The following is a 24,034-nucleotide window of genomic DNA, read 5'->3' as shown; positions in this document are numbered from 1 at the left end:
CGTCGCGCCCTGCCCGTCCGGTCCCGGTCTATGCTGTGCAACCGAAACCTTCAATCGAGGAGCAGCCGATGTCCGATGCAACGACCGGAACCGCGACAGGCAGTGCGCACCCGCTCGACCATGTGGTGTGGAACGCGCTGACGGGCAGGCAGCGCCGCTTTGCGCTCGGCAACGGACGTGCATGGCGGTTTCCGGCGGCCATCGCGCCGTTTGCCGCGATCGAGGACACGAGCGACGCATCGTTCGACGCGTTGCGTGCACTGGTCGCCGCACACGGGCCGGCGGCGCTGGTCATGCCGGACGAGCTCGAATTGCCGGCGGACCTGTCGGTGATCCGGCGCGCGACCCTGTTGCAAATGGTCTGGCAAGGGACGCCCGCCCCGACACCTGAAACGGGCCACGTCACGCTCGCGGAAGCCGACGTGCCGGAGATGCTCGCGCTGACCACGGCCGCGCAGCCCGGCCCGTTCGGGCCGCGCACATTCGAGCTCGGCCACTACATCGGTATCCGCAGCGAAGGCAGGCTGGCCGCGATGGCCGGCGAGCGGATGCAGGTCGACGGGTATACCGAGATCAGCGCCGTCTGCGTGGATGCCGCGTTTCGGCGGCAAGGGCTGGCGGCACGTCTGATCCGGTCGTTGATTGCGGCGATCGATGCGCGCGCGCAAACGCCTTTCCTGCACGTCCTCACGTCCAACCAGGTTGCGATCGAGCGCTATCTCGCACTGGGTTTTGTCGTGCGCCGCGAGATGCACCTGCTGGTGCTGGGCGACGGGCACGCATGACGACGCGGCCGGCACGATGCACGTGCCGGCCGCCGGTTCCCGGGGGGGTTATTCGTCGGTCGCCCGGATCAGGTTGCCGCGCAACGTGACGATTGCCTTCTGCATCTTCGCGAATTCGTCCGGCTTCAGCCCGGTGGCTTCGACCAGGTTCATGTCGAGCCCTTTCTCGCGCACGCGGCGGCCGCTCTTCGTCAGGCTGACGAGCACCTGGCGTTCATCCGACGGATCGCGGTGCCGCTCCAGGTAGCCCATCGCCTCGAGCTTCTTCAGGATCGGCGTCAGCGTATTGGATTCGAGGAACAGCTTCTCGCCGAGCTGGCCGACCGTCTGGTTGTCCTGTTCCCATAGCGCAATGATCGTGATGTATTGCGTGTACGTGAGGCCCAGCTCTTCGAGGATCGGCTTGTACGCCTTGCCGAACGCGAGGTTCGTCGAGTAGATCGCAAAGCACAGGAACTCGGACAGCTTCGGCGCGGCGACGGATGGTGCTTCGGTCGGTTTCATGAATGTCCTCCAGCGACGCGAACGGCCGCAGATGGACGGATTATATATCGCGTGCGATCTTATCGGAAGCATGATAAATCGGCCTCGATGAACCGACGAGGGACGCGACGCGGGCGGCGCGCCGTCAATCTGGCCTGCGGCGCTTGCCGGTCTGCACGCGGTTCGCCGACAGCAGCGTGCATTGCACCGGATGCGCGATTTCGGTCGCGACCCCGCCTGCGGCAAACAGCAGGATCATCAGCCAGCGTTTCATGCGTCCTCCACGACCGAGAGGCTCGCGCCGTCGGCGACCGTCGCGTCGAGCGCATACGGGTCGATTCCTTCGAGGCAGCCGAGATTGACGCGCCAGCAGGCCGGGTCCTTGCGCGTCTGATGGAACGGATAGACGCCGCAATGGCGGCAGAAATAATGGCGCGCGGTGTGTGTGTTGAAGTGGTAGCACGTCAGCGCGCCCTCGCCTTCGACGATCTTCAGTTCGCCCGCGGCGAACATCGGGCTCATCAGCGCGCCGCGCCGGCGGCACAGGCTGCAGTTGCAGCGAACCGCCGGCGTGACAGTGGTTCGGACTTCGAATCTGACGGCCCCGCAATGGCAGGACCCTTTGAACCAGGTTGCAGACATGAGGCACTCCGGAAGAGGTCATGCCTGCTTTATAGCGGACGCCCGAACCTGCGATGTATCGCGATGTATCCGCGGTTCGCGCAGATACAGAACATTGCAAATCGGCGGCGGGCGGCGAAGCGTGGCGGCCCGGATCGGGTTGCGTTCACCGATCGCCGGCATGTGCGTGCGGCCCGCCGCCCGCGGATCCCGGATCGCGCGATCAATCCAGCACGTGCTGCATCCGCTCGATCGCCACCCGCGTTTCGCGTTCGAGCGTGGCGAACAGCTCGGCAGCCGGCAACTGCCGCACGAGCGGCGCCGCCTGCCCGGCCCACTGCGCGCCGTAGCCGAATTCACCCTTCGCCTTCGCGGCCGCATGCAGCGCCTTGCCGGCGTCGTAGGCGATCGGGTACGCGGGCGTGACCGGCGCCTGCGGGTCGTCGCCGAGCGCGGTCAGCCGGTTCGCGATGCCGCGCGCGGTCCGGCCGGAGATCGCGGCCGTGAACGTCGTGCGTCGGGCCGCGTCGCCGAGCAGCGCGCGGCGATAACCGTCGTCGATCGACGTCTCGGGGCACGCGACGAACGCCGTGCCGAGCTGCGCGGCCTGCGCGCCGAGCGCGAGCGCGGCGGCGATGCCCTCGCCGTCCATGATGCCGCCGGCGGCGATCACCGGCAGTGCGCATTCGCGCACGATCAGGCGCGTGAGCGCGAACGTGCCGAGGCGGTCGTCATGGGCGGTCGAATCGAACACGCCACGATGGCCGCCCGCTTCGATGCCCTGCGCGACGATCGCGTCGATGCCGGCGGCGGCGATCTGGCGTGCCTCGTCGAGATTCGTCGCGGTCGCGAACAACGTGACGCCCGCGCGTTTCAGCGCAGCGATCACGTTCGCCGACGGCAGTCCGAAATGGAAGCTGACGACGGCCGGTTTTGCTTCGACGAGCAGCGCCTGCATCGCGTTGTCCGCGATGAAACTCGTATAGATTTCCGACAGCGATGCCGGGGGCGTCGCGCCGTATTCGCGGAAAGCCGGCGCGAGCCAGTCGAGCCACGCGCGTTCGACGGCTGCGTCGGCGCGCGCCGGCTGATGGCAGAACACGTTGATGTTGAACGGCCGGTCGGTGAGCGCGCGTGTGTCGTGGATCATCTTGCGGGCGCCGTCGGCGTTCGTCGCGCCCACGCCGAGCGAGCCGAGCCCGCCCGCGTTCGACACGGCGGCCGCCAGCGCCGGTGTGCTGACGCCGGCCATCGGCGCCTGGACGATCGGTGCGCGCATGCCGAGCGTGCGCAACAGCGTCCGGTTGTCGGTCGATTGATTCATGTCGCTTGCCTCCTGCAAGATCCGTCATCGAAATGCTTCGGCCGGATGCGGGCCGAAGCACGTGGGCCGGGATCGGACCGGTGCGTGTTGGTCGTGCCGCACGTGCGGCCGGTCGCGTAAAAGGTCTGTGGAAAACGATAGGCAGCCGCGCGGGATGGTGTTGGCCATTGCGGCGACGGTGTCCGTCATCGCCATTTCTCGGCGCGGCACTCGCCCGCAGCTGCCCCCATCCTACGCCCGCCCGCGACTCGCCGGCCGGCGGCTATCGGCCGCGCGCCCAACGCGCGAGCCCCGCGCAGGCCGCCAGCAGCGCACCCGTCACGAAGAACACTGAATGCAGCCCGAGCGCGACGCCGATCTGCCCGCCGATCACCGGGCCGATCACCTGCCCGCTGAATTGCGCGGACTGCAGGTAGCCGAGCATCTGCCCGGTCGCGCGCTCGTCGACCGATTGCCGCACGAGCTTGCCGATCGCCGGCAGCAACCCCGCGAGCGTCATGCCCATCAGCACGCGCAGCGCGGCAAGCTGCCACCAGTGCGTGACGAACGCCTGCGGCACCATCGCGAGCGCGGTCAGCAACAGGCAGCCGATGATCACGTTCCAGCTGCCGATCCGGTCGGCCAGCGCGCCGAGCCGGGCGGCGGTCAGCATGCTGCCGAGCGCCGAACACGCCATCACGACGCCGGCGACGCGCGCGAGATGGTCGCCGCCGACGCCGAGCCCGCCGATATAGACGGTGATGATCGGCTCGATCGACATGTTCGCGAGCAGCACCATCATCGCCGTCACCAGCAGCGCGGCGACCGCCGCGCGATTCGTGCGGTGCGGCGTACCGGTCGTCGCGCTCGCGGTGCGCGGTTTCGCGTCGGTGCCCGCGTGGAAGTCCTCCTTCACGACGAAGATCGTCAGCAGCGCGGCGACGGCGATCATCGCGCCACCGGCGAAGAACGTGCCGCGAATGCCGACCCAGCCCGGCAGCAGCCCGCCGACGAGCGGCCCGACCAGGTTGCCCGCGAGCGCGCCGGTCGACAGGATGCCGAGCGCCCAGCCGGCGCGCTCGCGCGGCGCCTGCGTGCCGACCATCACGGTCGACGCCGACGCGTAGCCGCCGACGAGCCCCGCGAGCAGCCGCAGCGCGACGAGTTCGGCCACGTTGTGCGCGACGCCGATCAGCGACATCACGATCGCCATGCCGATCGCCGCGCGCACGAGCATCGGCTTGCGGCCGAAGCGGTCCGCGAGCCGGCCCCACAGCGGCGCGGTGACGGCCGTGCCGAGAAACGTCGCGCCGAACGCGACGCCCGACCACTGGATCACGGCCGACTGTGTATCGACGCCGAGTTGTCGTACGTACAGCGGCAGGAACGGCAGCAGCATGCTCAGGCTGACGAGCGTCGTGAACGACCCGAACACGCAGACGGCGAGATTGCGCCGCCAGTAGCGCGTGTTGCGTTCGGCGTAGCTGGCGGCGGGCGGTTCGGCCCGTGCCGAAACGGGTGCGTGCGAGATCGTGCTCATTGTGCCCTCGCCGTCGCGGTCATCGGTGCGGGGAACCCCTGCGTGGCGAAGTGCGCGGGCAACGGCACGAATGCGAAACGGGCGACGCCGGCGCCGGAAACAGCGCGGTGCGTCCGTCCGAACGCACGGGCGCGACGCGGGGCGGGAAGCGCTTGATGCATGTTGACCTCCATTCGCTGAACGGGCGCCATACGCGTCCGTTGGTTGAAGGAAGTCTAGATTGAGCCGATTGTCGGGAGAATCCCCGTCACACGAAAGCCATTCTTCCGTATCCCGGTTCAATCGCCGTCGGTAATGGCCGCCAGCCGCGCGAAGTGCGCACGCAGGCGCGGCGCCGCGAAATCGACGAATGCGCGCACCTTCGGTACCGAAAGGCGACCGTAAGGCGTGACGAGATGGATGGGCAGCGGCGCATGTTCGCTGTCGCGCAACACGATCCGCAGCGCGCCGTCCCGCACCGGTTCGGCGACGTGATAGGAAAAGAGCCGCGTGACGCCGTGGCCGGCGACGGCCGACGCGACCGCGCCACGGATGGTGTTGATGACGAAGCGCGGCGCGAACTGGACGACCTGCGGCAGCGCCGACGGCGCGGACGGCGGAAAACTCCACGAATCGAGGCCGAAGTGCGTCATCGAGATGATCCGGTGCTGCGCGAGATCGGCCGGCGTCTCGATCGCCGGATGCTTCGCCAGATAGTCAGGCGAAGCCACAACGACCCGCCGCACCGCGCCCACGGGAATCGCGACCAGCGTCGAATCGCTCAGGTGCGCGATTCGCAGCGCGACGTCCATGCCTTCGTCGATCAGGCTGACGGGACGGTCGAGCAATTGAAGGCGGATCGATACCGCGGGATGGCGTTCGATGAATTCGTCGAGCAGCGCGCGCAGCACGTCCTCGCCCGCGGCAACCGGCGCGGTGACGGTGAGCATGCCGCGTGGCGCCGAGCGTTCGTCGGCGACCAGCATGTCGGCTTCCTCGAGATCGGACAGGATGCGGCGGCACGCGGCCGCATAGCGTTCGCCGGCCTCGCTGAGCCGGATCGTCCGGGTCGTGCGGTACAGCAGCGCGGTGCCCGTGTGCTCCTCGAGAAACGCGATCGCGCGGCTGACCGCCGCCGGCGACCGGCCGAGCTTGCGGCCCGCGCCCGCGAGGCTGCCTTCGTCCAGCGTGGCGACGAACACCTTCATCGCGTCGATTCGATCCATGGTCTGAGCGGGCTGGGTGCGAACGGTCGTGTGATGGGCGGCAGGCAGGCGAGCGAGCAGTCTACCGCACGCGGGCCCGGTACTTTGCCCGACGGATACCGCACCTGCCGGTTTGCCCCTACAATGCGCAGGCGAAGAAACCGCACGAACGGCCGTCAGGGCGCCGCGTTCATCGAACGCAGCGTCCGACATTCAAGCGGTTCCGCTGAATAACGAACAACATCCAACCAGCACTCATGAAAAGAAGAACATTTCTCGCGCTGCCCGCCGTGGCGGCGTCCGGCATGCTTGCCGGCTGCTCCAATTTCGGTCCCGTCACCAAGGCGTGGATGGAGGACTCGAAATACGACGAAACCTTGTCGACGTTCCTGATTACCGCGGACGGCAAACAACTCGTCGTGCTCGGCAAGCGGTATCACTACATCTTCGAGATGCCGCCGAGCCTTGCGACGGTGCTCAACGCGCCCTATCGCCCCAAGATTCACACGGCGTTCAACGATTTCGAGGCGCACGGCGACGCGATTTCCGGTCAATACACGATGAGGCTGGACTACGCGGATGCGCCGACCGGCTCCGACGTGCGCGCGCGTGCGTTCGCGGACGGTTTCAAGAAGGACGGTGCCTACCTGGAGTCGGAAGGCAGGATCAGCGGCAAGCGCTATCTGCCGAACGATGTCACGCCTTCGTCAGTCCCGCAGGCGTTCAATCGTCCGTACGGGGTCACGGTGACGGACAAGCTGACGGCTGTCGGCCGCGGTGCGAAGCTGGCGTTGTCGCCGATCGCGATGGCCGCCGATGGCGCGTTGGGCCTGCTCGGCCTCGCCCTGTTTCCGATCGCGCTCACCACCTTCATCATCGTGGCGAGTTGAGGCGGAATCGGCGATGAAATCTCCTGTCCGAAACCTGTTCCGGATCGGCTGCGTGGCTACCTGCCTGGCCTTCGCGCAACATGCCGCGGCCGAAAGCGACTGGGACGCCGCGCGCCATGTCCGGACCGACTGGGTGTTCGCGTCGATGAAGGAAAGCGACGTGCGGCCCACGCTCGATCGCGCACTGAAGGATCAAGTGCGCTGGGCTGACCTGCCCGGCAATGCGCCCGATGCCGGCGCGTTCCAATGCACGAAGCTCGCACTGCCACCGCCGTCGGCCGAAGCGCAGGCCGCATTCGACGCGGCGCCGTCGCCGCGCGGCCGCGACGCCGACAAGGCGTACGCGAAGGCCGCGTCCCTCGGTTCGTGGCGTGCGGCCGCACGTCTGGCAAGCAGTTCGCTCGACGACGAGGATTGGGAAGGCGCGCAGCCGGCGATTGCGTGGCTGCTCGTGCATCACGTGCCGGCCGGCTACAACAAGCTCGCGGATGTCTTGCAGGCGATGTCGGGCTACGACGGCGAAACACCCGGCGAAGGCATGAGCGGAATGATCGCGTCGCTGCGCTGGCGCGCGGCGCGCGAAGGCGATCCGGTCGCGCAGATGGAGATGGCCGATCTGTTCGAGAAGCTCGGCAAGCCCGATCTCGTTACCGCGTTGCGTGCCTGCGCGACGCAGCAGAATCCCGCACTGAAATGAAGCGAGCCGGTACGCCGCGATGACAGGCGGCATACCGGCTCGTGCCGCGACGTTTGCCGTGACGTCGTCACATCAGGCTTCGTACCGCACCACGTGCGCTTCGGTGGGCAGTGGCAGATCCCAGCGCGGCAGCATCGCCTCGAGCGCACGGTTCGTCAGCGACGTGTCGCGCCGCGCGTTGCGGCGCAACAGCTCCGCGCGCGGCTGCTCGAGGTAGACGAGCGTCACGTCGGCGTCGTACGCGAACAGCAGGTCGAGCGTCTTCTTGCGCATCAGCGGCGACAGGTTCGTCGCGTTCCACACAAACGGCCGTTTCTCCCGCAACAGCGCCTTCGCCGCGTCGACCGCATGGTGCGCGACGGCGCCCTCGTTCCGGCCGTGCCGCAGCCCCAATGCCTCGCGTGCATCGTCGAACGACACGACGGGCAGATCCGGATGATGCCGCGCAACCCACGTGTTCTTGCCCGACGCGGGCAGGCCCGACATCACGACGACCGGCGAGCCCGGCGTACGGAACAGCGGATAGTCGGGATGCAAGTCCGCGCCGCGAAAGTAGCTGAGCGCGGTGTGCGCATCGGCGAACGCGCGCGGCTGCCCGTAACAGCCCTCTTCCCGCGCCAGTTCGCGCAGCAGTTCGATGTTGTCGAGCACGCGCTGCGTATCGTTGCAGATGCGCCCGCGCATATCGGCCTCGGCGAGCAGGCACAGCAACGGCAGGCTCACCTGCCACGACAGTTCGCGCACGATGAACTCCGGCGTGCCGCGGCGCGACCCGCTCATCGCGAAGAACGGCACCTGGTGCACGGCGATCATCCGGCAGATCGCCTCGCGCACCGCGAACGGTACGCCGGCATCCCACAGCGCGATACGCGCATCGATCGCGCCCTTGCGCGAGTGGCCGGGATGGCCGATCGCACCGGTGACGGGATCGACGACCGTCGTGCGGTACTTCGCGATGTCGTGCAGCAGCGCGGCCAGGAACACGATTTCCTGGTCGGCGCGCGACGCGGCCTGATAACCGGGCAGCGCGAGCAGCGCATCGATCACCATCGTCGTATGGGTCCACACGTCGCCCTCGCCGTGGTGCGTCGGCTCCTGCGGTGTCGTCTTCGCCTGTTCGAGCGCGGGAAACGCCGCAAGGCACGCGTGATAGTCGGGCTGCCGGCCGGGTGCAGGCACGAGTGCCTGCAGTTGTTCGTACTTCATGATCAAGACTCCTCTCGAAACGGCGCACGGCCGTTCCGCATTCATTGGTTCGCGCGCGCAGCGGGGATCGATCCCCACGTTACCGTCGGGCGCGGTGCATACAGGTCGACATCCGGCGCGAGCAGGTTCGGGATGAACGGCTGCTCCGAGTGATGGCGCGCCGATTCGAGAATCGCCTGCACGAAATCGTGGCGTACCCACTTCAGGCGTGCGATCGTCGTGTCGTCCGTCTCGACCTTCACGTAGAGCCCCTCGGAGCGCTCCGACTTGTCGCATTGCTGCCATGCGCGCGCGAGGTCGAGCCCCTGCCGCCGCACCGTTGCCTCGAACGCGCGACGCCAGTCCGGCGTCTTCGCGAGCGACGGGCCGAGCAGTGCCTTCAGGTCGGCGAGCCGCGCCGGCGCGATGCCTTCGTACAGCACGGGCACCGATAGCACGGGCCCGTCGGCAAGCAGCGCGCGACGCGCGGCCGTCGACAAGAACAGGCCCGTCGTGCGGTCGAACACGTCGAATTCGAAGAAGTGATGCGGTAGCGCGTCGTAGAACACCGCGTGCTTCTTGCTCATCGTCTCGCCGTACATCACGTAGCGATCGCCAAGGCGGTCGAGCAGCCAGCCCGCATGGGCGGCGGCCCACGTTTTCACGAAACCGAACTGCCGCTCGCGGCCGCCGCCGGCCAGATAGTGGCCGCGCGACTGCAGCAGCAGTTCGCCCGCCGGGCTGAAGCTGATGCCCGTGTTCGCGCCGTCGAGTTTTTCCTCGACGACGATATGTGCGCCCGCGAGGGTGCGATACGGAACGTGGTCGTGACCTTCGTCGCCGTCCTGCAGGCGCGAGCCTTCGAGATGCGGCGTGCGCGGGTAGCGGGCGAGGTCGAGCGATTGCGCGTAGGCGCGAAAATCCAGCGTCATGGTCTTTCTCCGGAAACAACAGAAAAAGCCGACGACGTGAACGAACGGTCTGGTGTGCGTTGCGGTGTCAGTGCTTGTCCGGGCGCGTTCCTGCGGTCAACGTTTCGCCGCTGCAAGGCAGACGGAAACGGGCAGGACGACACGCGGCCGGGACGGCAGTCGTCGGCGTATCAGGCGAAGGGACGAATGTTTGCGGGCACTTGGATCACCGGTTCGATGAGGGTTCAGGGATGAAGCAGGCGGATGCTACGAAACGGCTTTTGCGCTGTCAAGCGCCGTCGGGGCCCGCTGTTGCGGATGTCGGCACGCGCCGAATGCCTGCTGCGGCGTGCCGCGCGTGCACTCGGCACGGAAATTATCAGGATGCCTATATGTGTGTTTTTCGCCACATCGAGTGGCGATTCGATGGGCAGCGCGGCGCGACCTGCTTGCTGCGCCCGTCGCGTGCATGCTAGAGTCGCCGCCATTCCGATCAACCCCTCACTCGCAAGGAGAAGAACATCATGACGTCACGCCAACACTCCTCCCGTCGCGGGTCGTAGTCCGGGTTTTTCGCGTCCGTTCGTTTCATCGTTCACGCCACGCAGCACACCGTATCGCCGTCATGGCGATGAATCGGGTCGTTCCGATCCGGTCGTGCCGCCCTCTTCCCGACTTCCGATGTCGGGCAGTGCATTTGAGCGCTGCCTGCGCCATGGCCCGCCGTTCTACCTTTTCATCGAACGGAAACCTCCATGGGCAATTCCATGCAATACCTGGGCGAGCGCATCACGCTGTGCGCTTGCGCCACCACCTGGATCGAAGGTGAGGCCATCCGGCAGCTCGAACACGCTGCCACCCTCCCCGGCATGCGGCGCGTCGCCGGCATGCCCGATCTTCACCCCGGACGCGGCTACCCGGTCGGCGCCGCGTTCTTTTCGACGGGCCGGCTGTATCCGGCGCTGATCGGCGGCGATATCGGCTGCGGGATGGCGCTGTGGCAAACCGCGCTCGATGCGCGGCGCGTCAGCGCGTCGAAGCTCGCGAGCCGGCTCGGCTCGATCGACGCCACGCCCGACGCGAGCTGGCAGCCGCTCATCGCGGCCGCCGGGTTCGCGGATCACGCGTTCGCGGCGTCGCTCGGCACGATCGGCAGCGGCAATCATTTCGCGGAAGCGCAGCGGATCGACGCGGTGTACGACGCCGACGCCGTCCAGGCGCTCGGTCTCGATCGCGACCGCCTGCTGCTGCTCGTGCACAGCGGGTCGCGCGGCTTCGGCCAGTCGATCCTCGAACAGCACCTGCGCGAGCACGGCTACGACGGCCTCGACGACACGGATGCCGCGTGCGCGGCATACCTTGCGCGTCACGATGCGGCGTTGCGCTACGCGATCGCGAATCGCGACCTGATCGCGCGGCGTATGCTGGCGCGCTGGCGCAGCGACGGCCGGTGCGTGCTCGACGTGAACCACAACCTCGTGAGCCGCGCGAGCGTCGACGGCGAGCGCGGCTGGCTGCATCGCAAGGGCGCGACGCCGGCCGATGCGGGGCCGGTCGTCATTCCCGGGTCGCGCGGCGACTACAGCTATCTCGTCGCACCCGTGCGGCCCGACGATGCGGCCAGCCTGGCGTCGCTGGCGCATGGCGCGGGCCGCAAGTGGGCGCGCGGCGATTGCAAGGGGCGCCTCGAACGGCGCTTCACGCCGTCGCAGCTCACGCGTACGCCGCTCGGCAGCCACGTCGTCTGCGAAGACCGCGAACTGCTGTACGAGGAGGCGCCGCAGGCCTACAAGCCGATCGACAGTGTCGTCGACGCGCTCGAGGCGGCCGGCTTGCTGCGCAAGCTGGCGCGGCTCGCGCCGGTGCTGACCTACAAGACGTCCGGGGAGGCTGGCCGATGCTGATGCAGATTTCTTCGGCGCACGGGCCGCTGGAGTGCCAGCTCGCCGCGGCCAATGCGTTGCGGCGCCTGCAGGCGGAAGCCGAGGCGCAGCGCGTCGCCGTCACGGTGCTCGATGCGCAGCCGGGCGAACGGCCCGGCACGCTGCGCTCGGCACTGCTCGATCTCGACGGCGCCGGCGCGCAGGCGCTGGCGGACCGCTGGACGGGCACGCTGCAATGGATTTGCGCGAGCCCGTACCGGTTGCGCCATCCGCGCAAGAACTGGTTCATCGGCGTCACGCGCTGCACCGACGCGCAGCCGCTGCCGGATGGCGACGTGCGGTTCGAAGCGATGCGCGCACGCGGGCCGGGCGGCCAGCACGTGAACAAGACGAGCTCCGCGATTCGTGCGACCCATGTCGCGACCGGCCTGTCGGTGCGCGTGGAAACCGAGCGCAGCCAGCACGCGAACAAGCGCCTGGCGCTGCAGTTGCTGCAGGTTCGACTGCAGCAGGAAGCCGACCGTCATGCGTCCGACGCGCGCCGGCAGCGGCGGATGCAGCACTTTGCGCTCGAGCGCGGCAACCCCGTGCGCGTGTTTCACGGGGCGGCGTTCGTGCCGGCTGACTGAGTACGAGCGACTGGCCGCCGGCGGTTTTCGCGCCGGCGGCCAGGCCCCGGGCCTCATGGTTTTCCCGGCCTGCCGGTTGCGTGAGTGCGCAATCGGTTCCGGTGCATTACCGCGCATGAGGCAGGCCGCACGGGCCTGCCGCGCGGATGCCGGCTGCCGTGCGTTCCGCACCCTTTCTGCGCGGGAAAGGACGCTTGAAACATCCGCAATTATCACGTGCCGCGGATTTGCCCACCATGTGTCGAACGATCGGTACAGCCCGCCTGTCCGGCCCTTTCACTGGCCTTACGGTGCCTGCCGCCACGTCGTGCGACCGGATGCAACGCGCCGGTCGCGAACGGCCGGGCCTTGCGCCACGGCGTATCGATAATCAGGAGACGCGATGAACAGCCATTCCCTCGATCTCGGCGGCGACGCGGGCGGACCCGCGTCCGCACGACCGCCGGCCGCTGCCGCCGGCGTCGGCGCCGATGCGGCGGCCCTCCCCGCCCGCCGCGTCACGCTCGGCGATTTCATGGACGACCTGCCGGTTGGCGCACTGCACCGGTTCGTCGTCTGGGTGATCGGCATCGGGCTATTTTTCGACATGTACGAGATCTTCCTCGTCAGCACGATCGGTTCCGCGTTGCAGAACGAATACGGGCTGAGCCGGCAGAGCGGCGATTTCAAGCTGCTGCTGGCGTCGGCATTCATCGGCATGTTCGTCGGCGCGATGTGCCTCGGCAGCCTCGCCGACCGCATCGGCCGGCGCAAGGCATTCCTGCTGACGCTCACGTGGTACAGCGCGTTCTCGCTGGTCGGCGCGTTTTCCGTGAATGCGGACATGCTCGTCGCGTGCCGGTTCCTGACCGGCATCGGCGTCGGCGCGATCTATCCGGTTGCCGACAGCTTCCTGTCCGAGATCCTGCCGAAGGAAAAGCGCGGGCGGCTCGCCGCGTGGGCCTATACGACTTCCTATGTCGCGGTGCCGCTCGTCGGCTTCCTTGCGCTGTGGTTGAATCCGCTGCATGTGGGCGGCGTGGCCGGCTGGCGCATCATCCTCGCGATCGGCAGCCTCGGCGCCGTATACGTGCTGTTCGTCCAGCACCGGCTGCCGGAAAGCCCGCGCTGGCTGCTCGCGCAGGGCCGCACCGCCGATGCGCATGCGGCATTGCGGCGCTTCGCGGAAGGCACCGGCGTGCGCGTGCCCGAGCAATTCGCGGAACCGGTCGAGCCGCAACGGCCGCTCGGGCTCGGCGAGCGTATCGCACTGCTGCGGCGCGAACCGTACGGCGCGCGCTACCTGATGCTCGCGATCTTTCACCTGTTCCAGGGCTTCGGCTACTACGGCTTCGGCACGCTGGCCGGCACGGTCGTGAAGAGCCGCGGCTTCGACGTGACGGACAGTACGCTGTTCATCGCGCTGTCGTTCATCGGCTATCCGATCGGCTCGCTGTTGTCGATTCCGCTGCTCAACTGGGTCGAGCGCCGCACGCTCGTGATTGCGTCGATCCTGTCGATCGCCGTGTTCGGGCTGTGCTTCGCGTACTCGGGTCAAACCGTGCTGATCGTCGGCTTCGGGTTCCTGACGACCTGCGCGTCGAACGTGTTCAGCAACGCGTATCACGTGTATCAGGCGGAGATTTTTCCGGCGCGCGTGCGTTCGACGGCGATCGGCAGTACCTATGCGCTGTCGCGCATCGTCAGCGGCGCGCTGCCGTTCGTGTTGCTGCCGGTGCTCGGCAGTTATGGCGCGGGTGCGATGTTCGGCGTGATCTCGGTTGCACTCGGTATTGTCGCGGTCACGCTGCGCGTGCTCGGGCCGCTGACTACGCGGCGCAGTCAGGATGAAATCAATCCAGTGTGAACGTGAGTCGATGCGGGGGCGCGGGAACGCGCTCGCGCATCGTTTTTGATGCTTCGCGGATTACCGGGCTATCGGTCGCCTGGCGTGCCGCAGTAGACGTTCGCATCTTCCGCATACGGTTACGGCCGCGCAACGGCCATGTGCGTGAACCGATAGCGGGCGAAGTACCCAGCCGGATGCTCGCCGATCGATCGCTGCGCCCTTCAGTTCGCGCCGCGGTGGCAAGGCCCCTGCGCCGACATTTCCGCTGGAGAAACGACGACCGTGAATTCGATCCCCGATTCGAAATCCAGTGTCATGGTCGAGAACCGCGGATCGTCATCGAGGTAGTGCTTGTACGGTCGAACGGCGTCCTCGGCCGTGTACATGTTGTCGGCCAGTACGATCGACCCCGGGCGCAGCAGGCGCTCGATCCGCTTGAACAACGTCAGGTAGGCGTCGGCCCACACGTCGATGAAGACCATGTCGAAGCGACCGTCCAGTTCGGCAACGGTCTCGAATACATCGCCCTCCCGGATGTCGACATGGGCGTCCAGGCCCGCCGCCCCGACGTGATCGCGCAAGCGTGCGCACTTGAGCGCATCGCGTTCGGTCGCTATGACCACGCCACGGCCCAACGTGCGCAGCGCGTCGGCGAAATACAGCGTCGACACGCCGCACGAGCTGCCGAGTTCGAGGATGCTGGCCGGCCGGTGCGATAGCACCATGTTGCGCAAGAACCCTCCCGTTTCCGGCGACACGGCCAACGACAGCGGGCTGCCTTCCGGGGAATCGAAGTCGTCGGTGGACAGCCCGAGCGTTTCGAGAAACCGGCCCCGCAGGCGGGGTGCGATCGCTTCGTATTCGTCGGTCAACGACAGAAAATCCTCGTTCGATCCCTGGAACTGCGTGCGGGCGCGGGCGATGATTTCGGATCGGCTCTCTTCGTGGAGCCGTTGCAGGAGATCGATGGTGGGTGAAGCCATGTGCATTCCTTGACGGGATGGATCAGGTCGACGATGTATCCCGCGACCGCCTCTCCCGTCAGGGTTGCTGCGCTGTCGCTCGATATCGACGATATCCGGAGGTTGTTATGCCGTGCGGGCGAGCGTGATGGCGCGTTCGGGGCACGCCGTCACACACAGTCCGCATGACCGGCAGGCAAGCGCGTTCGGCGTGTAGGCGACTTTCATGCCATGCACGCGCTGCTTCAGGCGATGCATCAGATCGAGGCCGACGTAATCGGCGTGGTCGATGCGCCGGATCTCGAACACGTTCTCGGGGCACACCGCGACGCAATCCCCTTTGCCTTCGCAACGCTTCAGATCGACGACCGGCGCAATCACGCCCGGTTTCTGTTTGCAGTCGCCCGTTGATTTTTCGCGCACGTTCATTCTCCCGTGGGCCGGTTGCGGCCGGATCGCCACGCGCTCCGGAACTGCTCCCGTTCTTCGGGTGTCATGGCTTCCCACTTGCGCCAGTGGCGCCGGCCGCGCCAGCCGTGGTGTCCGCGGAATCCGCCGAACAGGATGCGGCTCAACACGAGCAGGCCCAGCGCATGGGCGAAGTCGATCGTCCGGGCGCCGACGAACAGCGCCGGCATCACCCAGTTCCATAACATCATGACGACCCATCCGAGCACGCCTATGGCGATCACGACGAGCAGCGCCTTGCCTGCACACTTGATTCGAAAATTCATCTGTCGACTCCTCTAGGAATTGTCCAATTCGTCATAAATGAGCTGCAGTCGGGCACGCAGATGCAAGACCGCATAGCGTTTGCGAGCGAGCAGCGTATTGAGGGCGACACCGCTTTGCGTGGCCATCTCCTTGAAGGACAGGCCCTCCAGTTCGTGCGCGACAAATACCTCGCGCTGATTCGCCGGCAATTCGTCGAGCGCGTCCTGCAAGGCTTCGAGCAAGAGCGTGCGCGCGTAGCGTGCTTCGGGGCCGGCATCGTGCGCCGGCAGTACGAGGTCCAGGCGATACTCGCTGTTCGCGTCATCGTCGGCGTCGGCTTCGAATAGATCGGTCAGCGGCTGCTCCTTCTTCTTGCGAAAGCGATCGACGATACGGTTGCGCGCGGCGCGGAACAGCCACGCGCTCGCCTGTTCAATCGGCGCGGGAAGCCGGTAAGCCTGAACGAATTCGTGAAACACATCCTGCAGGATGTCCTCGGCATCGTCCGGATCGCGTATCCGACGCCGGATAAAGCTCACCAGCCTCGTGCGTTCACGCAGCACTATCGCGGTGATGTCGCGGTCTGGGTCGGTCATGTGCGTGAAGTGGGTGGCGATTCCATGCACCTGAAGACGTTTCAGGCGCGCGAATATTGTGTCGAGTGCGAAAAATGACTGCCCGACGCGTCGGCTTTACGGTGGGATGTCGATCACGCCGCCAAGCCTGGGGAATACCCATTTGTCCGGCCCCGGAGATCATCGCCGACACAACCGGGAACGGTGTAACGATAGTGCAAGGAACGTATCCGCGACGACAAGGCGGAAAATGCGCTTCTCGGCAGCGAAATATGCGGGCGGCAGGCGTGTGTCGCGGCGTCGGCGTTGCCGGGTCGAGATGGGAAAGCGAGATGGGGAAGCGCGTGCCGTGCTCGCGATGGTTGGCTGCAGTCGAGCCGTGCTACTCGAGGGCGGTTCGTGGTCGTCGGCCGGTCGGTCTGGCGCGGCTGCTTTGAATCGGCTTCCCGCAGCGGCGGGCCGAATGCGCACCGATGATCGCCCTTCCTCGCAGCCGCCCCACGCAAATCCCTACCGCTTGCAGGCTCGCCTCAACGCGCCGACATGAAATCGAACAGCTTCGCGATATCGGTCGTCAGCACGGTCCCGGCCTTTACGCCGACCCACAGCGTGCGCGTCGCCCACGCATCGTCGAGCGTCACGACCCCGAGCCGCGCCGCGCGCTCGCCGGTCACCGCATCGCGCGGCAGGATGCCGATACCGAGCCCCGCCTCGATCATCCGGCTCACGCCGTCGAAATTCGAGACCTGGATCCGCAGCTTCAGCGAACGCTCGACCGCAAACGCGGCGTCGGTCATGCGCGCGAGCAGCGAACTGCCGTCGCTGAGCCCCACGTAGTCCTCGTCGAGCGTGTCCGCAAAGCGGATGCTGTCGCACGCGGCGAACCGGTGCGTGCGCGGCACGAGCAGCACGAGCTCGTCGCGCCGATACAGCCGCCGCTCGATGCCGGGCGCCGGCACGTTGTCGGCGAACACGCCGAGATCGGCCTTGCCGGACGCGAGCGCGTCGACGATTTCGTGGCTCAGCCGCTCTTCGAGGCTGACCTTGATACCCGGGTTGTCGGTGAGGAACGCCGCGAGATCGGCGGGCAGGAACTGGACGATCGCGGACGTGTTGGTCCACACGTGGATGTGGCCGCGCACGCCGGCGACGTAGTCGCTCATCTCGTGCGCCATCCGGTTGACCTGCTCGATCACCTTCGCCGCATGGTCGAGCAGTGCGCGGCCCGCAGGCGTCAGCTCGACACCGCGCGCATGCCGGACGAACAGTGCGCTGCCCGTCACGCTTTCAAGTTCGGCGATGCGCTTGCTGACCGCGGACAGCGTGAGCTGGCCGTGCTCGGCCGCTTTCGTCAGGCTGCCGTGCTCGGCGACGAGCGCGAAGACGCGCAGCGATTGCAGATCGAAATGAAGCGGGTTCACCATGTCGTGGGTCCTGGGACGGCCGTGCCGGCGCTCGCCGCGAGCGGAGGCGGCCTGACGCCGATCATACGCGCGGCCGACCCCGCGCGGTACGTTGCGAAACGTTGTGATAAGGCGCGCCTAGCGCAGCGCGATCGACTGCAAGGCGGCGAGCATCGCCCCGTCCGGCTTCGCGAGATCGTCGAGCACGTCGAAGTGCCGCATGCCGGGGAGCCCGACGTGGACGATCCGTTCGCCCGCCGCTTCGCATGCGCTTGCGTAGTCGCGTGCTTGCCGGACGAGTTCGGGCAACTCGGCATCGCCGACCGCAACGACCGTCGGTGCGCCGGGCCCGACATGGCGCAACGGGCTGTACGCGTCGACTTCGCGCGCGGTGAGCTGCAGCTTGTCGTTCAGGCAGCACAGCGAGATCGGTTCGAGATCGACGAGCGGGCTGATCGCGAGCGCCGACACGACGGCCGGATGCGCGCGGTACACAGCCGTCAGGTGGCCGCCCGCTGAATGGCCGCTCAGGTGGATCGGCCTCCCGGCGGTCCCGATTGCGTCGGGGTCGTTCGCCAGGTAGTCGAGCAGCGCCCCGATCTCGTCGACGATGCCGGTCATCGTCGCGACCGGCGCAAGCGTGTATTCGGCGAGTATCACGTCGAAACCGCGCGCGAGCGGCCCGCTTGCCGCGTACGCAAAATCCTCTTTCGCGCAGTGCTGCCAGTAGCCGCCATGAATGAACACGAACAGCGGCGCATCGGGCCGACCGCACGACAGCCAGTCGAATCGCTGCGCGGGTTGCGCACCGTAACGCAGGTCGCGCCGGCCGCGTGTCGCTTCGTAGAGCGCCGCGCTGCGCGCCTGCATCGACGCCAGCAACGCGGGGAAATCGGGTACCACTTTCGTGTTCAGATAGGCGGCGTCGAGCGCCGCGCGGTCCATGCCGCGATAGAGGATCGTCATCGGGAATCGCCTGGGTCGGGTTGCGGAAGCGCGGACGCAAGCGTCGCGCTGGTGCGAAGGCGGCTTCTCAGTCGCCGAAGCACGCATTATCCGCAGCGTGGCGCGGGCCGGCTATCCGGAATCGGCGAGCGCGGAAACCGGCTGTCCGCTTTCGGCGGAAGATCGGCGCTGCATGCGGCCGCACCGGCACGATCCGGGCCGCATGCGCGATTGCATGAGGCGGCCTCCGCTCAGATCAGCTCGGAGATCTCGATCAGGTTCAGGTCGGGATCGCGCACGTAGACCGACCGGATCTTCTGCGTCGCGCCCGTGCGTTCGACGGGCCCTTCGACGATCGGCCATGCGACGCGCTTCAGGTGCGCGATCACGTCGTCGAGCGGCACCGACGCGATGAAGCACAGGTCGAGCGCACCGGGCACCGGCACATGCGCTTTCGGTTCGAACTCCGCGCCGCGCACGTGCAGGTTGATCTTCTGGTTGCCGAAGCGGAACGCGATCCGTCCGGCGCCGAAGGTTTCGAGCTGCATCTGCAGCACCTCGGTGTAGAAATGCTTCGTCCTGTCGGGATCGACGCAGGTCAGCACGAGATGGTCGAGGTGGTCAATCAGTGCCATGAGGTTCGCTCCGGTTGGTCGTTCATGAGAAAGCGCGTTGCGCGGGCATGTCGCCGGCGTCCGCGCGCGGCGGCGGATGAAGGTCCGAGCGGCGCCCGGCCTTCAGGATCTGGCTCGGCACGTCATGGCCGATCAGCGCGGGCAGGCGTGCCGACGCGGCCAGCACGGCCGCGAGATCGACACCCGTATCGTAGCCGTCGAGTTCGAGCATGTGCACGAGTTCTTCGGTGCAGGCGTTGCCGGTCGCCCCCGGCGCATACGGGCAGCCGCCGAGGCCGCCGAGCGATGCGTCGAAGCGGTCGATCCCGGCGTCGCGTGCCGCGAGCGTGTTCGCGAGCGCCATCCCGCGCGTGTTGTGGAAGTGCAGCGTGAGCTGCAGCGCGCCGAAGCGCTCGCGTGCACGTGCCGACAGGTCGCGCACTTGCGACGGAAACGCCATGCCCGTCGTATCGCACAGCGTGAAGCCGTGCACGCCGAGATCCGCGAAGCGCTGCATCCAGGCGAGCACGCCCTCGGCCGCGACATCCCCTTCCATCGGGCAGCCCATCGCGGTCGACAGCGATACGTTGATGGCGACACCCGTGCCGCGTACCGCGTCGATCACGTCGCGCAGCTGTGCGAACGATTGCTCGCGCGTCATCCGCAGGTTCGCGCGGTTGTGGCTTTCGCTCATCGACATCACGAGGTTCACCTCGTCGACGCCGCACGACAGCGCGCGCTCGGCACCGCGCACGTTCGGCACGAGCACCGTGTAGACGACACCCGGTGCGCGCGCGATGCCGTGCATCACGGCCTCGGCGTCGCGCAACGCGGGGATCGCCTTTGGCGACGTGAACGACGTGACCTCGATCTTCGCGTAGCCGCAGGCGCTCAGCGCGTCGACGAGCGCGATCTTGTCGTCGGTGTCGACGAATGCCGCTTCATTCTGGAAACCGTCGCGCGTCGCGACTTCGTGGATGTAGAGCCGTGTGCGTTGCCTGCTCATGTCGTCGTCTCCTGGTTCGGGTTCAGATCACGCCGCGCGTGCGCCAGTCGCCGCGCGTCGTGGCATCGATGCCGAGCGATTCGAGTACCGCGTCGGTATCCGCGCCCAGCGCGGGCGCCGCATGTTCGATGCGCCCGGGCGTCGCACCGAGCTTCGGCACGATGCCGGGCACGAGCACGGGCGTGCCGTCAGGCAGCGCGGCATCGACGAGCATGTCGCGCGCACGGTAATGCGGATCGGCTGCGATGTCGGCCACGTCGTAGATGCGCCCGGACGGGATGCGGGCTTCGTTCAGCGCCGCGAGCACGGCGTCGAGATCGTGCCGCGCGCTCCACTCGCCGATTGCCGCGTCGATGCGTTCGACCTGCGCGACCCGCCCGTCGTTGTGCGCGAGCGCGGGATCGTTGCCGAGATCGGGCCGGCCGATCAGTTCCATCAGGCGCCGGAAGATGCTGTCGCCGTTGCCGGCGATCAGCGCGTACCTGCCGTCGCGGCAGCGGTACGCGTTGGTCGGCGCGATGCCGGGCAGGCTGCTGCCGGCCGCCTCGCGCACGGCGCCGAACGCCGAGTATTCGGGCAGCAGGCTTTCCATCATGTTGAACACCGACTCGTACAGCGCGACGTCGACGACCTGCCCCTTGCCGCCCTGCTGCTCGCGATGCCGCAGCGCGAGCAGCACGCCGATCACGCCGTGCAGTGCCGACAGCGAATCGCCGAGCGAGATGCCGACGCGCACCGGCGTGCGGCCTGGCTCGCCGGTCAGGTGCCGCAGGCCGCCCATCGCCTCGGCGATCACGCCGAAGCCGGGACGGTCGCGGTACGGGCCCGTCTGGCCGAAGCCGGACACGCGCAGCATCACGAGCCCCGGATTGATCGCGGACAGCGCGTCCCAGCCGAGCCCCCAGCCTTCGAGCGTGCCGGGCCGGAAGTTCTCGATCAGCACGTCGGTTTCCGCGACGAGGCGGCGCACGACGTCCTGCCCTTCGGGCGTGCGCAGGTCGAGCGTCAGCGAGGTCTTGTTGCGCGACTGCGCGGCCCACCAGACCGACGTGCCGTCGCGCAGCAGCCGCCATTTGCGCAGCGGGTCGCCGAGCCCGGGCGGCTCGACCTTGAGCACGTCGGCACCGAATTCGGCGAGCATCCGGCCCGCGAACGGGCCGGCGATCAGTTGTCCGAGTTCCAGCACGCGGATGCCGTCCAGGGGGCGTGTCATGGCAGTCTCCGATGAAATCGTGTTGTCGATGACGGCGATCATGACGGCGTTCGCGCCCGGCGAAAATCGATCGATGCTCAACCAGCCTTTCCGAAACGGAAAGGCGTGCATCCCGTCCGTTCACATGCGCGATGCGTCAGCCTTTCCCTCCGGGAAAGCGCACTCGCGCAACGGTCAAACGACGGCACGCGCGCCGCCGGCAGAATCGAACCCGTTGCGCGCCCGCCGGGCGCCCGTCAGCGAGACCCGCCATGTTTTCTGTTTCCTCTCCCGCGAAGATCGTGTTTCTCGACCGCGCGACGCTGTCGCCGCAAACCGTGCTGAAGCCGTTCCCGTTTCCGCACGTGTTGCGCACGTTCGAGCGAACGGCCGCACACGAGGTCGCCGCGCGCATCGGCGACGCGGACATCGTCGTGACCAACAAGGTGCGGCTCGACGCGGCGGCGCTTGCCGATGCGCGGCGCCTGCGGATGATTGCGATCGCCGCGACCGGCACCGACATCGTCGATCTCGACGCGTGCGCCGCGCATGGCATCGTCGTGAGCAACATTCGCGGGTATGCGGTCCGTACGGTGCCCGAGCACACGTTCGCGCTGATCTTCGCGCTGCGCCGCAGCCTCGTCGCGTACCGCGACGCGGTGCGCGCGGGGCGCTGGCTCGACAGCGGGCAGTTCTGCTTTTTCGATCATCCGATTCGCGACCTGGCCGGCTCGACGCTCGGGATCGTCGGCGACGGCGTGCTCGGTCGCGCGGTGGCCGGCATTGCCCGCGCACTCGACATGCGGGTGCGGTTCGCGGCGCACGGCGATGCGTCGGGTGGCGACTACGCGCCGCTCGACACGCTGCTTCGAGACAGCGACGTGATCACGCTGCACTGCCCGCTCACGCCCGCGACGCGGCACCTGATCGACGCGGCCGCGTTCGCACGGATGGCGCGCCGGCCGCTGCTGATCAACACCGCGCGCGGCGGGCTCGTGGATGAACACGCGCTCGTCGACGCATTGCAGTCGGGGCAGATCGCCGGCGCGGGGTTCGACGTGGTCACGCAGGAGCCGCTGCCGGCCGCGCATCCGTTCCACGCGATCCTGTCGCATCCGGCCTTCCTCCTGACGCCGCACGTTGCGTGGGCGAGCGACGAAGCAATGCAGGCGCTCGCCGATCAGCTCGTCGACAATGTCGCCGCGTTTGTCGAGGGCACCCCGACGCATGTGGTGTGACGCGCGCGGCCGCGAGGGTCGTTTCGACCGCCCAAAGGGAAAAGCCCCGCGCGATTGCTCGACGCGGGGCTTTGGAGATGGGAGCTGCTTACGCCAGCGACTCGGCACCTAATGGGTTCGTGCATCGGGTTCATGCATCCGCCCTATCTTGCGGCTGGTTTCTGAATGCCTGACGAGCGTTACGTCAAGACATTCAGGCCGCCGATGCTGTAGGGCCAGCCCAGGAAGTCGCCCGTGCCGGTTGCAGCGCACCACCCGGCGCGCTGATCCCGACGTGAATGCGCGCGTTTCAGTAAGCGGACATCTCGACGCAAGGATCGACCTTGGACGGCGAGCAGATGACCGAATACTTCGCGCTCTCGCGCATCAGCGCTTCGCCTTCGTGCAGCGCGATCTTGATCTCGGGGTGACGCTCGTACGCGAGGAATGCCGAGCACACGACTGCGGACATCACGACGAGGGAAAACACAAATTTTTCAAGGGTTTGGAAACGTTCAGGCATGGTTCGACCTATCTCTTAGGCCGTGATTATAGCTCGAAATAAGGGTTTTCCCTATAACCCTGCCCGCATACCGAGGATGCCTTCGATCGCACGCCGATCCGATGCTCGAGCCCTTTTTCTCTGCCAATCCACGCTCGACTGCGGGGCGAACAAGCCGGTTACAAGCCGCTGAAAGGCCCATATCAGGACGATATCCAGGCGGCCGAAGCGCGCATCGCGTAATCGTCGGGTATCGGCGCGGAAGCCACTGCGTCGCCCGCGTCCGCGCCGTGTCGGCGTTGCCGGCAACCGTGTCCGGCCTGGCCCGTCGCGGGCGCTGACCCGCCGCTGCGCCAGGTGCATACGGCGAATCATGCGTGGGCAATCGGTCGATGGCGTGCCGTCGGCAGAAGGAACGCCGCGGCGTCCAGGCGCGACAGGCCGCGCATCACGGGAGGGAAACGATCAGCCGGTCGGCCGTGCACATCACTGCGTCACTGCGGCGCCGACGCACCGCTCGCCGCATTGCCGGGCCATGCCTTGCCGATCTGGTCGACCAGCGATTTCGCGGTGCCTGTCACGATCGCCGCGTCGACGCCGGACGTCTGCCACGAGCCGTCGGCGGCCTGCACGAAGGTCAGGTTCGCACGCGAGGGCTTGTAGTCGGTATTGCGCCACGTGACCACGATGTCGCACGAGTAGGTGCGATCGCCGAGCTTCTTGCAGTCGCCGTCGGGCTTCGCCGACACGACATCGGCCGAGACGGGCAGCGGCTGGCCGAACAGCGCGTTCAGGCCGCCGTGGTTTTCCGCCTCGAGCGCGCGGCGCACGGCGGCGTCGACGTCGCTCGACCCGGGGCCGTCGTGGAGCAGGTTGCAGGCGGCCAGCAGGGTCGATGCACAGCCGAGTGTCAGCAGCGTTTGAAACTTCATGGATATCCGTCAATCGGGTCAACGTCGGGGGGC

At 67.4% G+C, this 24,034-nt stretch carries 26 protein-coding genes; 7 read left to right on the top strand and 19 right to left on the bottom strand.

Annotated features, from left to right (window positions below; all coding sequences use genetic code 11):
- Positions 1 to 68 precede the first annotated feature (68 nt).
- The gene (locus ACPTTF_RS09000) at positions 69 to 785 is read left to right on the top strand and encodes a GNAT family N-acetyltransferase (RefSeq protein ID WP_423370960.1); all 717 of its coding nucleotides are present in this window, start codon (positions 69 to 71) and stop codon (positions 783 to 785) included.
- Positions 786 to 833: 48 nt separating this feature from the next.
- Here the strand turns inward: ACPTTF_RS09000 and ACPTTF_RS08995 are convergent, their stop codons facing one another.
- The 6 genes from ACPTTF_RS08995 to ACPTTF_RS08970 form a co-directional block, all read right to left on the bottom strand.
- The gene (locus ACPTTF_RS08995; protein WP_423370959.1) at positions 834 to 1,289 is read right to left on the bottom strand and encodes a MarR family winged helix-turn-helix transcriptional regulator; all 456 of its coding nucleotides are present in this window, start codon (positions 1,287 to 1,289) and stop codon (positions 834 to 836) included.
- Positions 1,290 to 1,413: 124 nt separating this feature from the next.
- The gene (locus ACPTTF_RS08990; protein ID WP_423370958.1) at positions 1,414 to 1,542 is read right to left on the bottom strand and encodes a hypothetical protein; all 129 of its coding nucleotides are present in this window, start codon (positions 1,540 to 1,542) and stop codon (positions 1,414 to 1,416) included.
- Complete coding sequence (locus tag ACPTTF_RS08985; RefSeq protein WP_423370957.1) at positions 1,539 to 1,910, bottom strand: GFA family protein; 372 nt, start codon at positions 1,908 to 1,910, stop codon at positions 1,539 to 1,541. The genes ACPTTF_RS08990 and ACPTTF_RS08985 overlap by 4 nt, the downstream gene beginning before the upstream one ends.
- Positions 1,911 to 2,112: 202 nt before the next feature.
- Complete coding sequence (locus tag ACPTTF_RS08980) at positions 2,113 to 3,213, bottom strand: NAD(P)H-dependent flavin oxidoreductase (RefSeq protein WP_423370956.1); 1,101 nt, start codon at positions 3,211 to 3,213, stop codon at positions 2,113 to 2,115.
- Between the two features lie 262 nt (positions 3,214 to 3,475).
- Positions 3,476 to 4,732, bottom strand: coding sequence for an MFS transporter (locus ACPTTF_RS08975; RefSeq protein WP_423370955.1), 1,257 nt, complete (start codon positions 4,730 to 4,732; stop codon positions 3,476 to 3,478).
- 278 nt (positions 4,733 to 5,010) lie between these two features.
- A complete protein-coding gene (locus ACPTTF_RS08970; RefSeq protein ID WP_423371863.1) occupies positions 5,011 to 5,937 on the bottom strand; it encodes a LysR family transcriptional regulator in 927 nt (308 codons plus the stop codon).
- Positions 5,938 to 6,173: 236 nt separating this feature from the next.
- Here ACPTTF_RS08970 and ACPTTF_RS08965 point away from each other — a divergent pair, with 236 nt between their 5' ends.
- Both ACPTTF_RS08965 and ACPTTF_RS08960 read left to right on the top strand, forming a co-directional pair.
- Entirely contained in the window at positions 6,174 to 6,806 is a 633-nt protein-coding gene (locus ACPTTF_RS08965) for a 5-formyltetrahydrofolate cyclo-ligase (RefSeq protein ID WP_423370954.1), read from the top strand.
- Between the two features lie 13 nt (positions 6,807 to 6,819).
- Positions 6,820 to 7,503, top strand: a complete 684-nt coding sequence (locus tag ACPTTF_RS08960) for a hypothetical protein (protein ID WP_423370953.1) — start codon at positions 6,820 to 6,822, stop codon at positions 7,501 to 7,503.
- A gap of 72 nt (positions 7,504 to 7,575) precedes the next feature.
- Here ACPTTF_RS08960 and ACPTTF_RS08955 read toward each other — a convergent pair whose 3' ends face one another.
- Positions 7,576 to 8,709, bottom strand: coding sequence for an AAA family ATPase (locus tag ACPTTF_RS08955; RefSeq protein ID WP_423370952.1), 1,134 nt, complete (start codon positions 8,707 to 8,709; stop codon positions 7,576 to 7,578).
- A 41-nt stretch (positions 8,710 to 8,750) separates the two neighbouring features.
- Complete coding sequence (locus ACPTTF_RS08950; protein ID WP_423370951.1) at positions 8,751 to 9,620, bottom strand: RNA ligase family protein; 870 nt, start codon at positions 9,618 to 9,620, stop codon at positions 8,751 to 8,753.
- A 734-nt stretch (positions 9,621 to 10,354) separates the two neighbouring features.
- On the opposite strand from ACPTTF_RS08950, the gene ACPTTF_RS08945 reads away from it, so the two are divergent.
- From ACPTTF_RS08945 to ACPTTF_RS08935, 3 genes are all read left to right on the top strand, one after another.
- Positions 10,355 to 11,503 (top strand): RNA ligase RtcB family protein, encoded by a 1,149-nt coding sequence (locus ACPTTF_RS08945; RefSeq protein ID WP_423370950.1) that lies wholly within the window; start codon positions 10,355 to 10,357, stop codon positions 11,501 to 11,503.
- Positions 11,503 to 12,111, top strand: coding sequence for a peptide chain release factor H (prfH, locus tag ACPTTF_RS08940; RefSeq protein WP_423391159.1), 609 nt, complete (start codon positions 11,503 to 11,505; stop codon positions 12,109 to 12,111). Before ACPTTF_RS08945 ends, prfH begins: the two co-directional genes overlap by 1 nt.
- A 382-nt stretch (positions 12,112 to 12,493) precedes the next feature.
- Entirely contained in the window at positions 12,494 to 13,957 is a 1,464-nt protein-coding gene (locus tag ACPTTF_RS08935; RefSeq protein ID WP_423370948.1) for an MFS transporter, read from the top strand.
- 203 nt (positions 13,958 to 14,160) lie between these two features.
- Here the strand turns inward: ACPTTF_RS08935 and ACPTTF_RS08930 are convergent, their stop codons facing one another.
- From ACPTTF_RS08930 to ACPTTF_RS08890, 9 genes are all read right to left on the bottom strand, one after another.
- Positions 14,161 to 14,922: an O-methyltransferase gene (locus ACPTTF_RS08930; protein WP_423371862.1), complete on the bottom strand. Its 762-nt coding sequence runs from the start codon at positions 14,920 to 14,922 to the stop codon at positions 14,161 to 14,163.
- 105 nt (positions 14,923 to 15,027) lie between these two features.
- Positions 15,028 to 15,324 carry a 4Fe-4S dicluster domain-containing protein gene (locus ACPTTF_RS08925; RefSeq protein ID WP_423371861.1) on the bottom strand — a complete coding sequence of 99 codons (297 nt, stop codon included), beginning with the start codon at positions 15,322 to 15,324 and terminating at the stop codon, positions 15,028 to 15,030.
- Between the two features lie 2 nt (positions 15,325 to 15,326).
- Positions 15,327 to 15,635: a hypothetical protein gene (locus tag ACPTTF_RS08920; RefSeq protein ID WP_423370947.1), complete on the bottom strand. Its 309-nt coding sequence runs from the start codon at positions 15,633 to 15,635 to the stop codon at positions 15,327 to 15,329.
- Positions 15,636 to 15,647: 12 nt separating this feature from the next.
- Complete coding sequence (locus ACPTTF_RS08915) at positions 15,648 to 16,211, bottom strand: RNA polymerase sigma factor (protein ID WP_423370946.1); 564 nt, start codon at positions 16,209 to 16,211, stop codon at positions 15,648 to 15,650.
- 509 nt (positions 16,212 to 16,720) lie between these two features.
- Positions 16,721 to 17,614 carry a LysR family transcriptional regulator gene (locus tag ACPTTF_RS08910; RefSeq protein ID WP_423370945.1) on the bottom strand — a complete coding sequence of 298 codons (894 nt, stop codon included), beginning with the start codon at positions 17,612 to 17,614 and terminating at the stop codon, positions 16,721 to 16,723.
- Positions 17,615 to 17,731: 117 nt separating this feature from the next.
- On the bottom strand, positions 17,732 to 18,559 hold the full coding sequence (locus ACPTTF_RS08905; RefSeq protein ID WP_423370943.1) for an alpha/beta hydrolase: 828 nt from the start codon (positions 18,557 to 18,559) through the stop codon (positions 17,732 to 17,734).
- 230 nt (positions 18,560 to 18,789) lie between these two features.
- Positions 18,790 to 19,173, bottom strand: a complete 384-nt coding sequence (locus tag ACPTTF_RS08900) for a VOC family protein (protein WP_166964432.1) — start codon at positions 19,171 to 19,173, stop codon at positions 18,790 to 18,792.
- 22 nt (positions 19,174 to 19,195) lie between these two features.
- Positions 19,196 to 20,158 carry a hydroxymethylglutaryl-CoA lyase gene (locus ACPTTF_RS08895; RefSeq protein ID WP_423370942.1) on the bottom strand — a complete coding sequence of 321 codons (963 nt, stop codon included), beginning with the start codon at positions 20,156 to 20,158 and terminating at the stop codon, positions 19,196 to 19,198.
- Between the two features lie 22 nt (positions 20,159 to 20,180).
- Entirely contained in the window at positions 20,181 to 21,371 is a 1,191-nt protein-coding gene (locus tag ACPTTF_RS08890; RefSeq protein ID WP_423370941.1) for a CaiB/BaiF CoA transferase family protein, read from the bottom strand.
- Between the two features lie 251 nt (positions 21,372 to 21,622).
- Here ACPTTF_RS08890 and ACPTTF_RS08885 point away from each other — a divergent pair, with 251 nt between their 5' ends.
- A complete protein-coding gene (locus tag ACPTTF_RS08885; RefSeq protein WP_423370940.1) occupies positions 21,623 to 22,588 on the top strand; it encodes a D-2-hydroxyacid dehydrogenase in 966 nt (321 codons plus the stop codon).
- A gap of 289 nt (positions 22,589 to 22,877) precedes the next feature.
- On the opposite strand, the gene ACPTTF_RS08880 is transcribed toward ACPTTF_RS08885, so the two are convergent.
- Complete coding sequence (locus tag ACPTTF_RS08880) at positions 22,878 to 23,090, bottom strand: hypothetical protein (RefSeq protein ID WP_006497261.1); 213 nt, start codon at positions 23,088 to 23,090, stop codon at positions 22,878 to 22,880.
- A gap of 473 nt (positions 23,091 to 23,563) precedes the next feature.
- On the bottom strand, positions 23,564 to 24,001 hold the full coding sequence (locus tag ACPTTF_RS08875; RefSeq protein ID WP_166964424.1) for a hypothetical protein: 438 nt from the start codon (positions 23,999 to 24,001) through the stop codon (positions 23,564 to 23,566).
- Positions 24,002 to 24,034 lie beyond the last annotated feature (33 nt).

Source organism: Burkholderia crassaminum (assembly GCF_964265005.1).
Classification (GTDB): Bacteria; Pseudomonadota; Gammaproteobacteria; order Burkholderiales; family Burkholderiaceae; genus Burkholderia.
The sequence above is the reverse complement of the archived record's forward strand: the minus strand, read 5'-3'. Positions and strand labels throughout refer to the sequence as shown.

Coding starts and splice junctions, on each gene's coding strand:
- ACPTTF_RS09000 (WP_423370960.1), top strand. CDS start 69: ATGTCCGATGCAACGACCGGAACCGCGACAGGCAGTGCGCACCCGCTC.
- ACPTTF_RS08995 (WP_423370959.1), bottom strand. CDS start 1,289: ATGAAACCGACCGAAGCACCATCCGTCGCCGCGCCGAAGCTGTCCGAG.
- ACPTTF_RS08990 (WP_423370958.1), bottom strand. CDS start 1,542: ATGAAACGCTGGCTGATGATCCTGCTGTTTGCCGCAGGCGGGGTCGCG.
- ACPTTF_RS08985 (WP_423370957.1), bottom strand. CDS start 1,910: ATGTCTGCAACCTGGTTCAAAGGGTCCTGCCATTGCGGGGCCGTCAGA.
- ACPTTF_RS08980 (WP_423370956.1), bottom strand. CDS start 3,213: ATGAATCAATCGACCGACAACCGGACGCTGTTGCGCACGCTCGGCATG.
- ACPTTF_RS08975 (WP_423370955.1), bottom strand. CDS start 4,732: ATGAGCACGATCTCGCACGCACCCGTTTCGGCACGGGCCGAACCGCCC.
- ACPTTF_RS08970 (WP_423371863.1), bottom strand. CDS start 5,937: ATGGATCGAATCGACGCGATGAAGGTGTTCGTCGCCACGCTGGACGAA.
- ACPTTF_RS08965 (WP_423370954.1), top strand. CDS start 6,174: ATGAAAAGAAGAACATTTCTCGCGCTGCCCGCCGTGGCGGCGTCCGGC.
- ACPTTF_RS08960 (WP_423370953.1), top strand. CDS start 6,820: ATGAAATCTCCTGTCCGAAACCTGTTCCGGATCGGCTGCGTGGCTACC.
- ACPTTF_RS08955 (WP_423370952.1), bottom strand. CDS start 8,709: ATGAAGTACGAACAACTGCAGGCACTCGTGCCTGCACCCGGCCGGCAG.
- ACPTTF_RS08950 (WP_423370951.1), bottom strand. CDS start 9,620: ATGACGCTGGATTTTCGCGCCTACGCGCAATCGCTCGACCTCGCCCGC.
- ACPTTF_RS08945 (WP_423370950.1), top strand. CDS start 10,355: ATGGGCAATTCCATGCAATACCTGGGCGAGCGCATCACGCTGTGCGCT.
- prfH (WP_423391159.1), top strand. CDS start 11,503: ATGCAGATTTCTTCGGCGCACGGGCCGCTGGAGTGCCAGCTCGCCGCG.
- ACPTTF_RS08935 (WP_423370948.1), top strand. CDS start 12,494: ATGAACAGCCATTCCCTCGATCTCGGCGGCGACGCGGGCGGACCCGCG.
- ACPTTF_RS08930 (WP_423371862.1), bottom strand. CDS start 14,922: ATGGCTTCACCCACCATCGATCTCCTGCAACGGCTCCACGAAGAGAGC.
- ACPTTF_RS08920 (WP_423370947.1), bottom strand. CDS start 15,635: ATGAATTTTCGAATCAAGTGTGCAGGCAAGGCGCTGCTCGTCGTGATC.
- ACPTTF_RS08915 (WP_423370946.1), bottom strand. CDS start 16,211: ATGACCGACCCAGACCGCGACATCACCGCGATAGTGCTGCGTGAACGC.
- ACPTTF_RS08910 (WP_423370945.1), bottom strand. CDS start 17,614: ATGGTGAACCCGCTTCATTTCGATCTGCAATCGCTGCGCGTCTTCGCG.
- ACPTTF_RS08905 (WP_423370943.1), bottom strand. CDS start 18,559: ATGACGATCCTCTATCGCGGCATGGACCGCGCGGCGCTCGACGCCGCC.
- ACPTTF_RS08900 (WP_166964432.1), bottom strand. CDS start 19,173: ATGGCACTGATTGACCACCTCGACCATCTCGTGCTGACCTGCGTCGAT.
- ACPTTF_RS08895 (WP_423370942.1), bottom strand. CDS start 20,158: ATGAGCAGGCAACGCACACGGCTCTACATCCACGAAGTCGCGACGCGC.
- ACPTTF_RS08890 (WP_423370941.1), bottom strand. CDS start 21,371: ATGACACGCCCCCTGGACGGCATCCGCGTGCTGGAACTCGGACAACTG.
- ACPTTF_RS08885 (WP_423370940.1), top strand. CDS start 21,623: ATGTTTTCTGTTTCCTCTCCCGCGAAGATCGTGTTTCTCGACCGCGCG.
- ACPTTF_RS08880 (WP_006497261.1), bottom strand. CDS start 23,090: ATGCCTGAACGTTTCCAAACCCTTGAAAAATTTGTGTTTTCCCTCGTC.
- ACPTTF_RS08875 (WP_166964424.1), bottom strand. CDS start 24,001: ATGAAGTTTCAAACGCTGCTGACACTCGGCTGTGCATCGACCCTGCTG.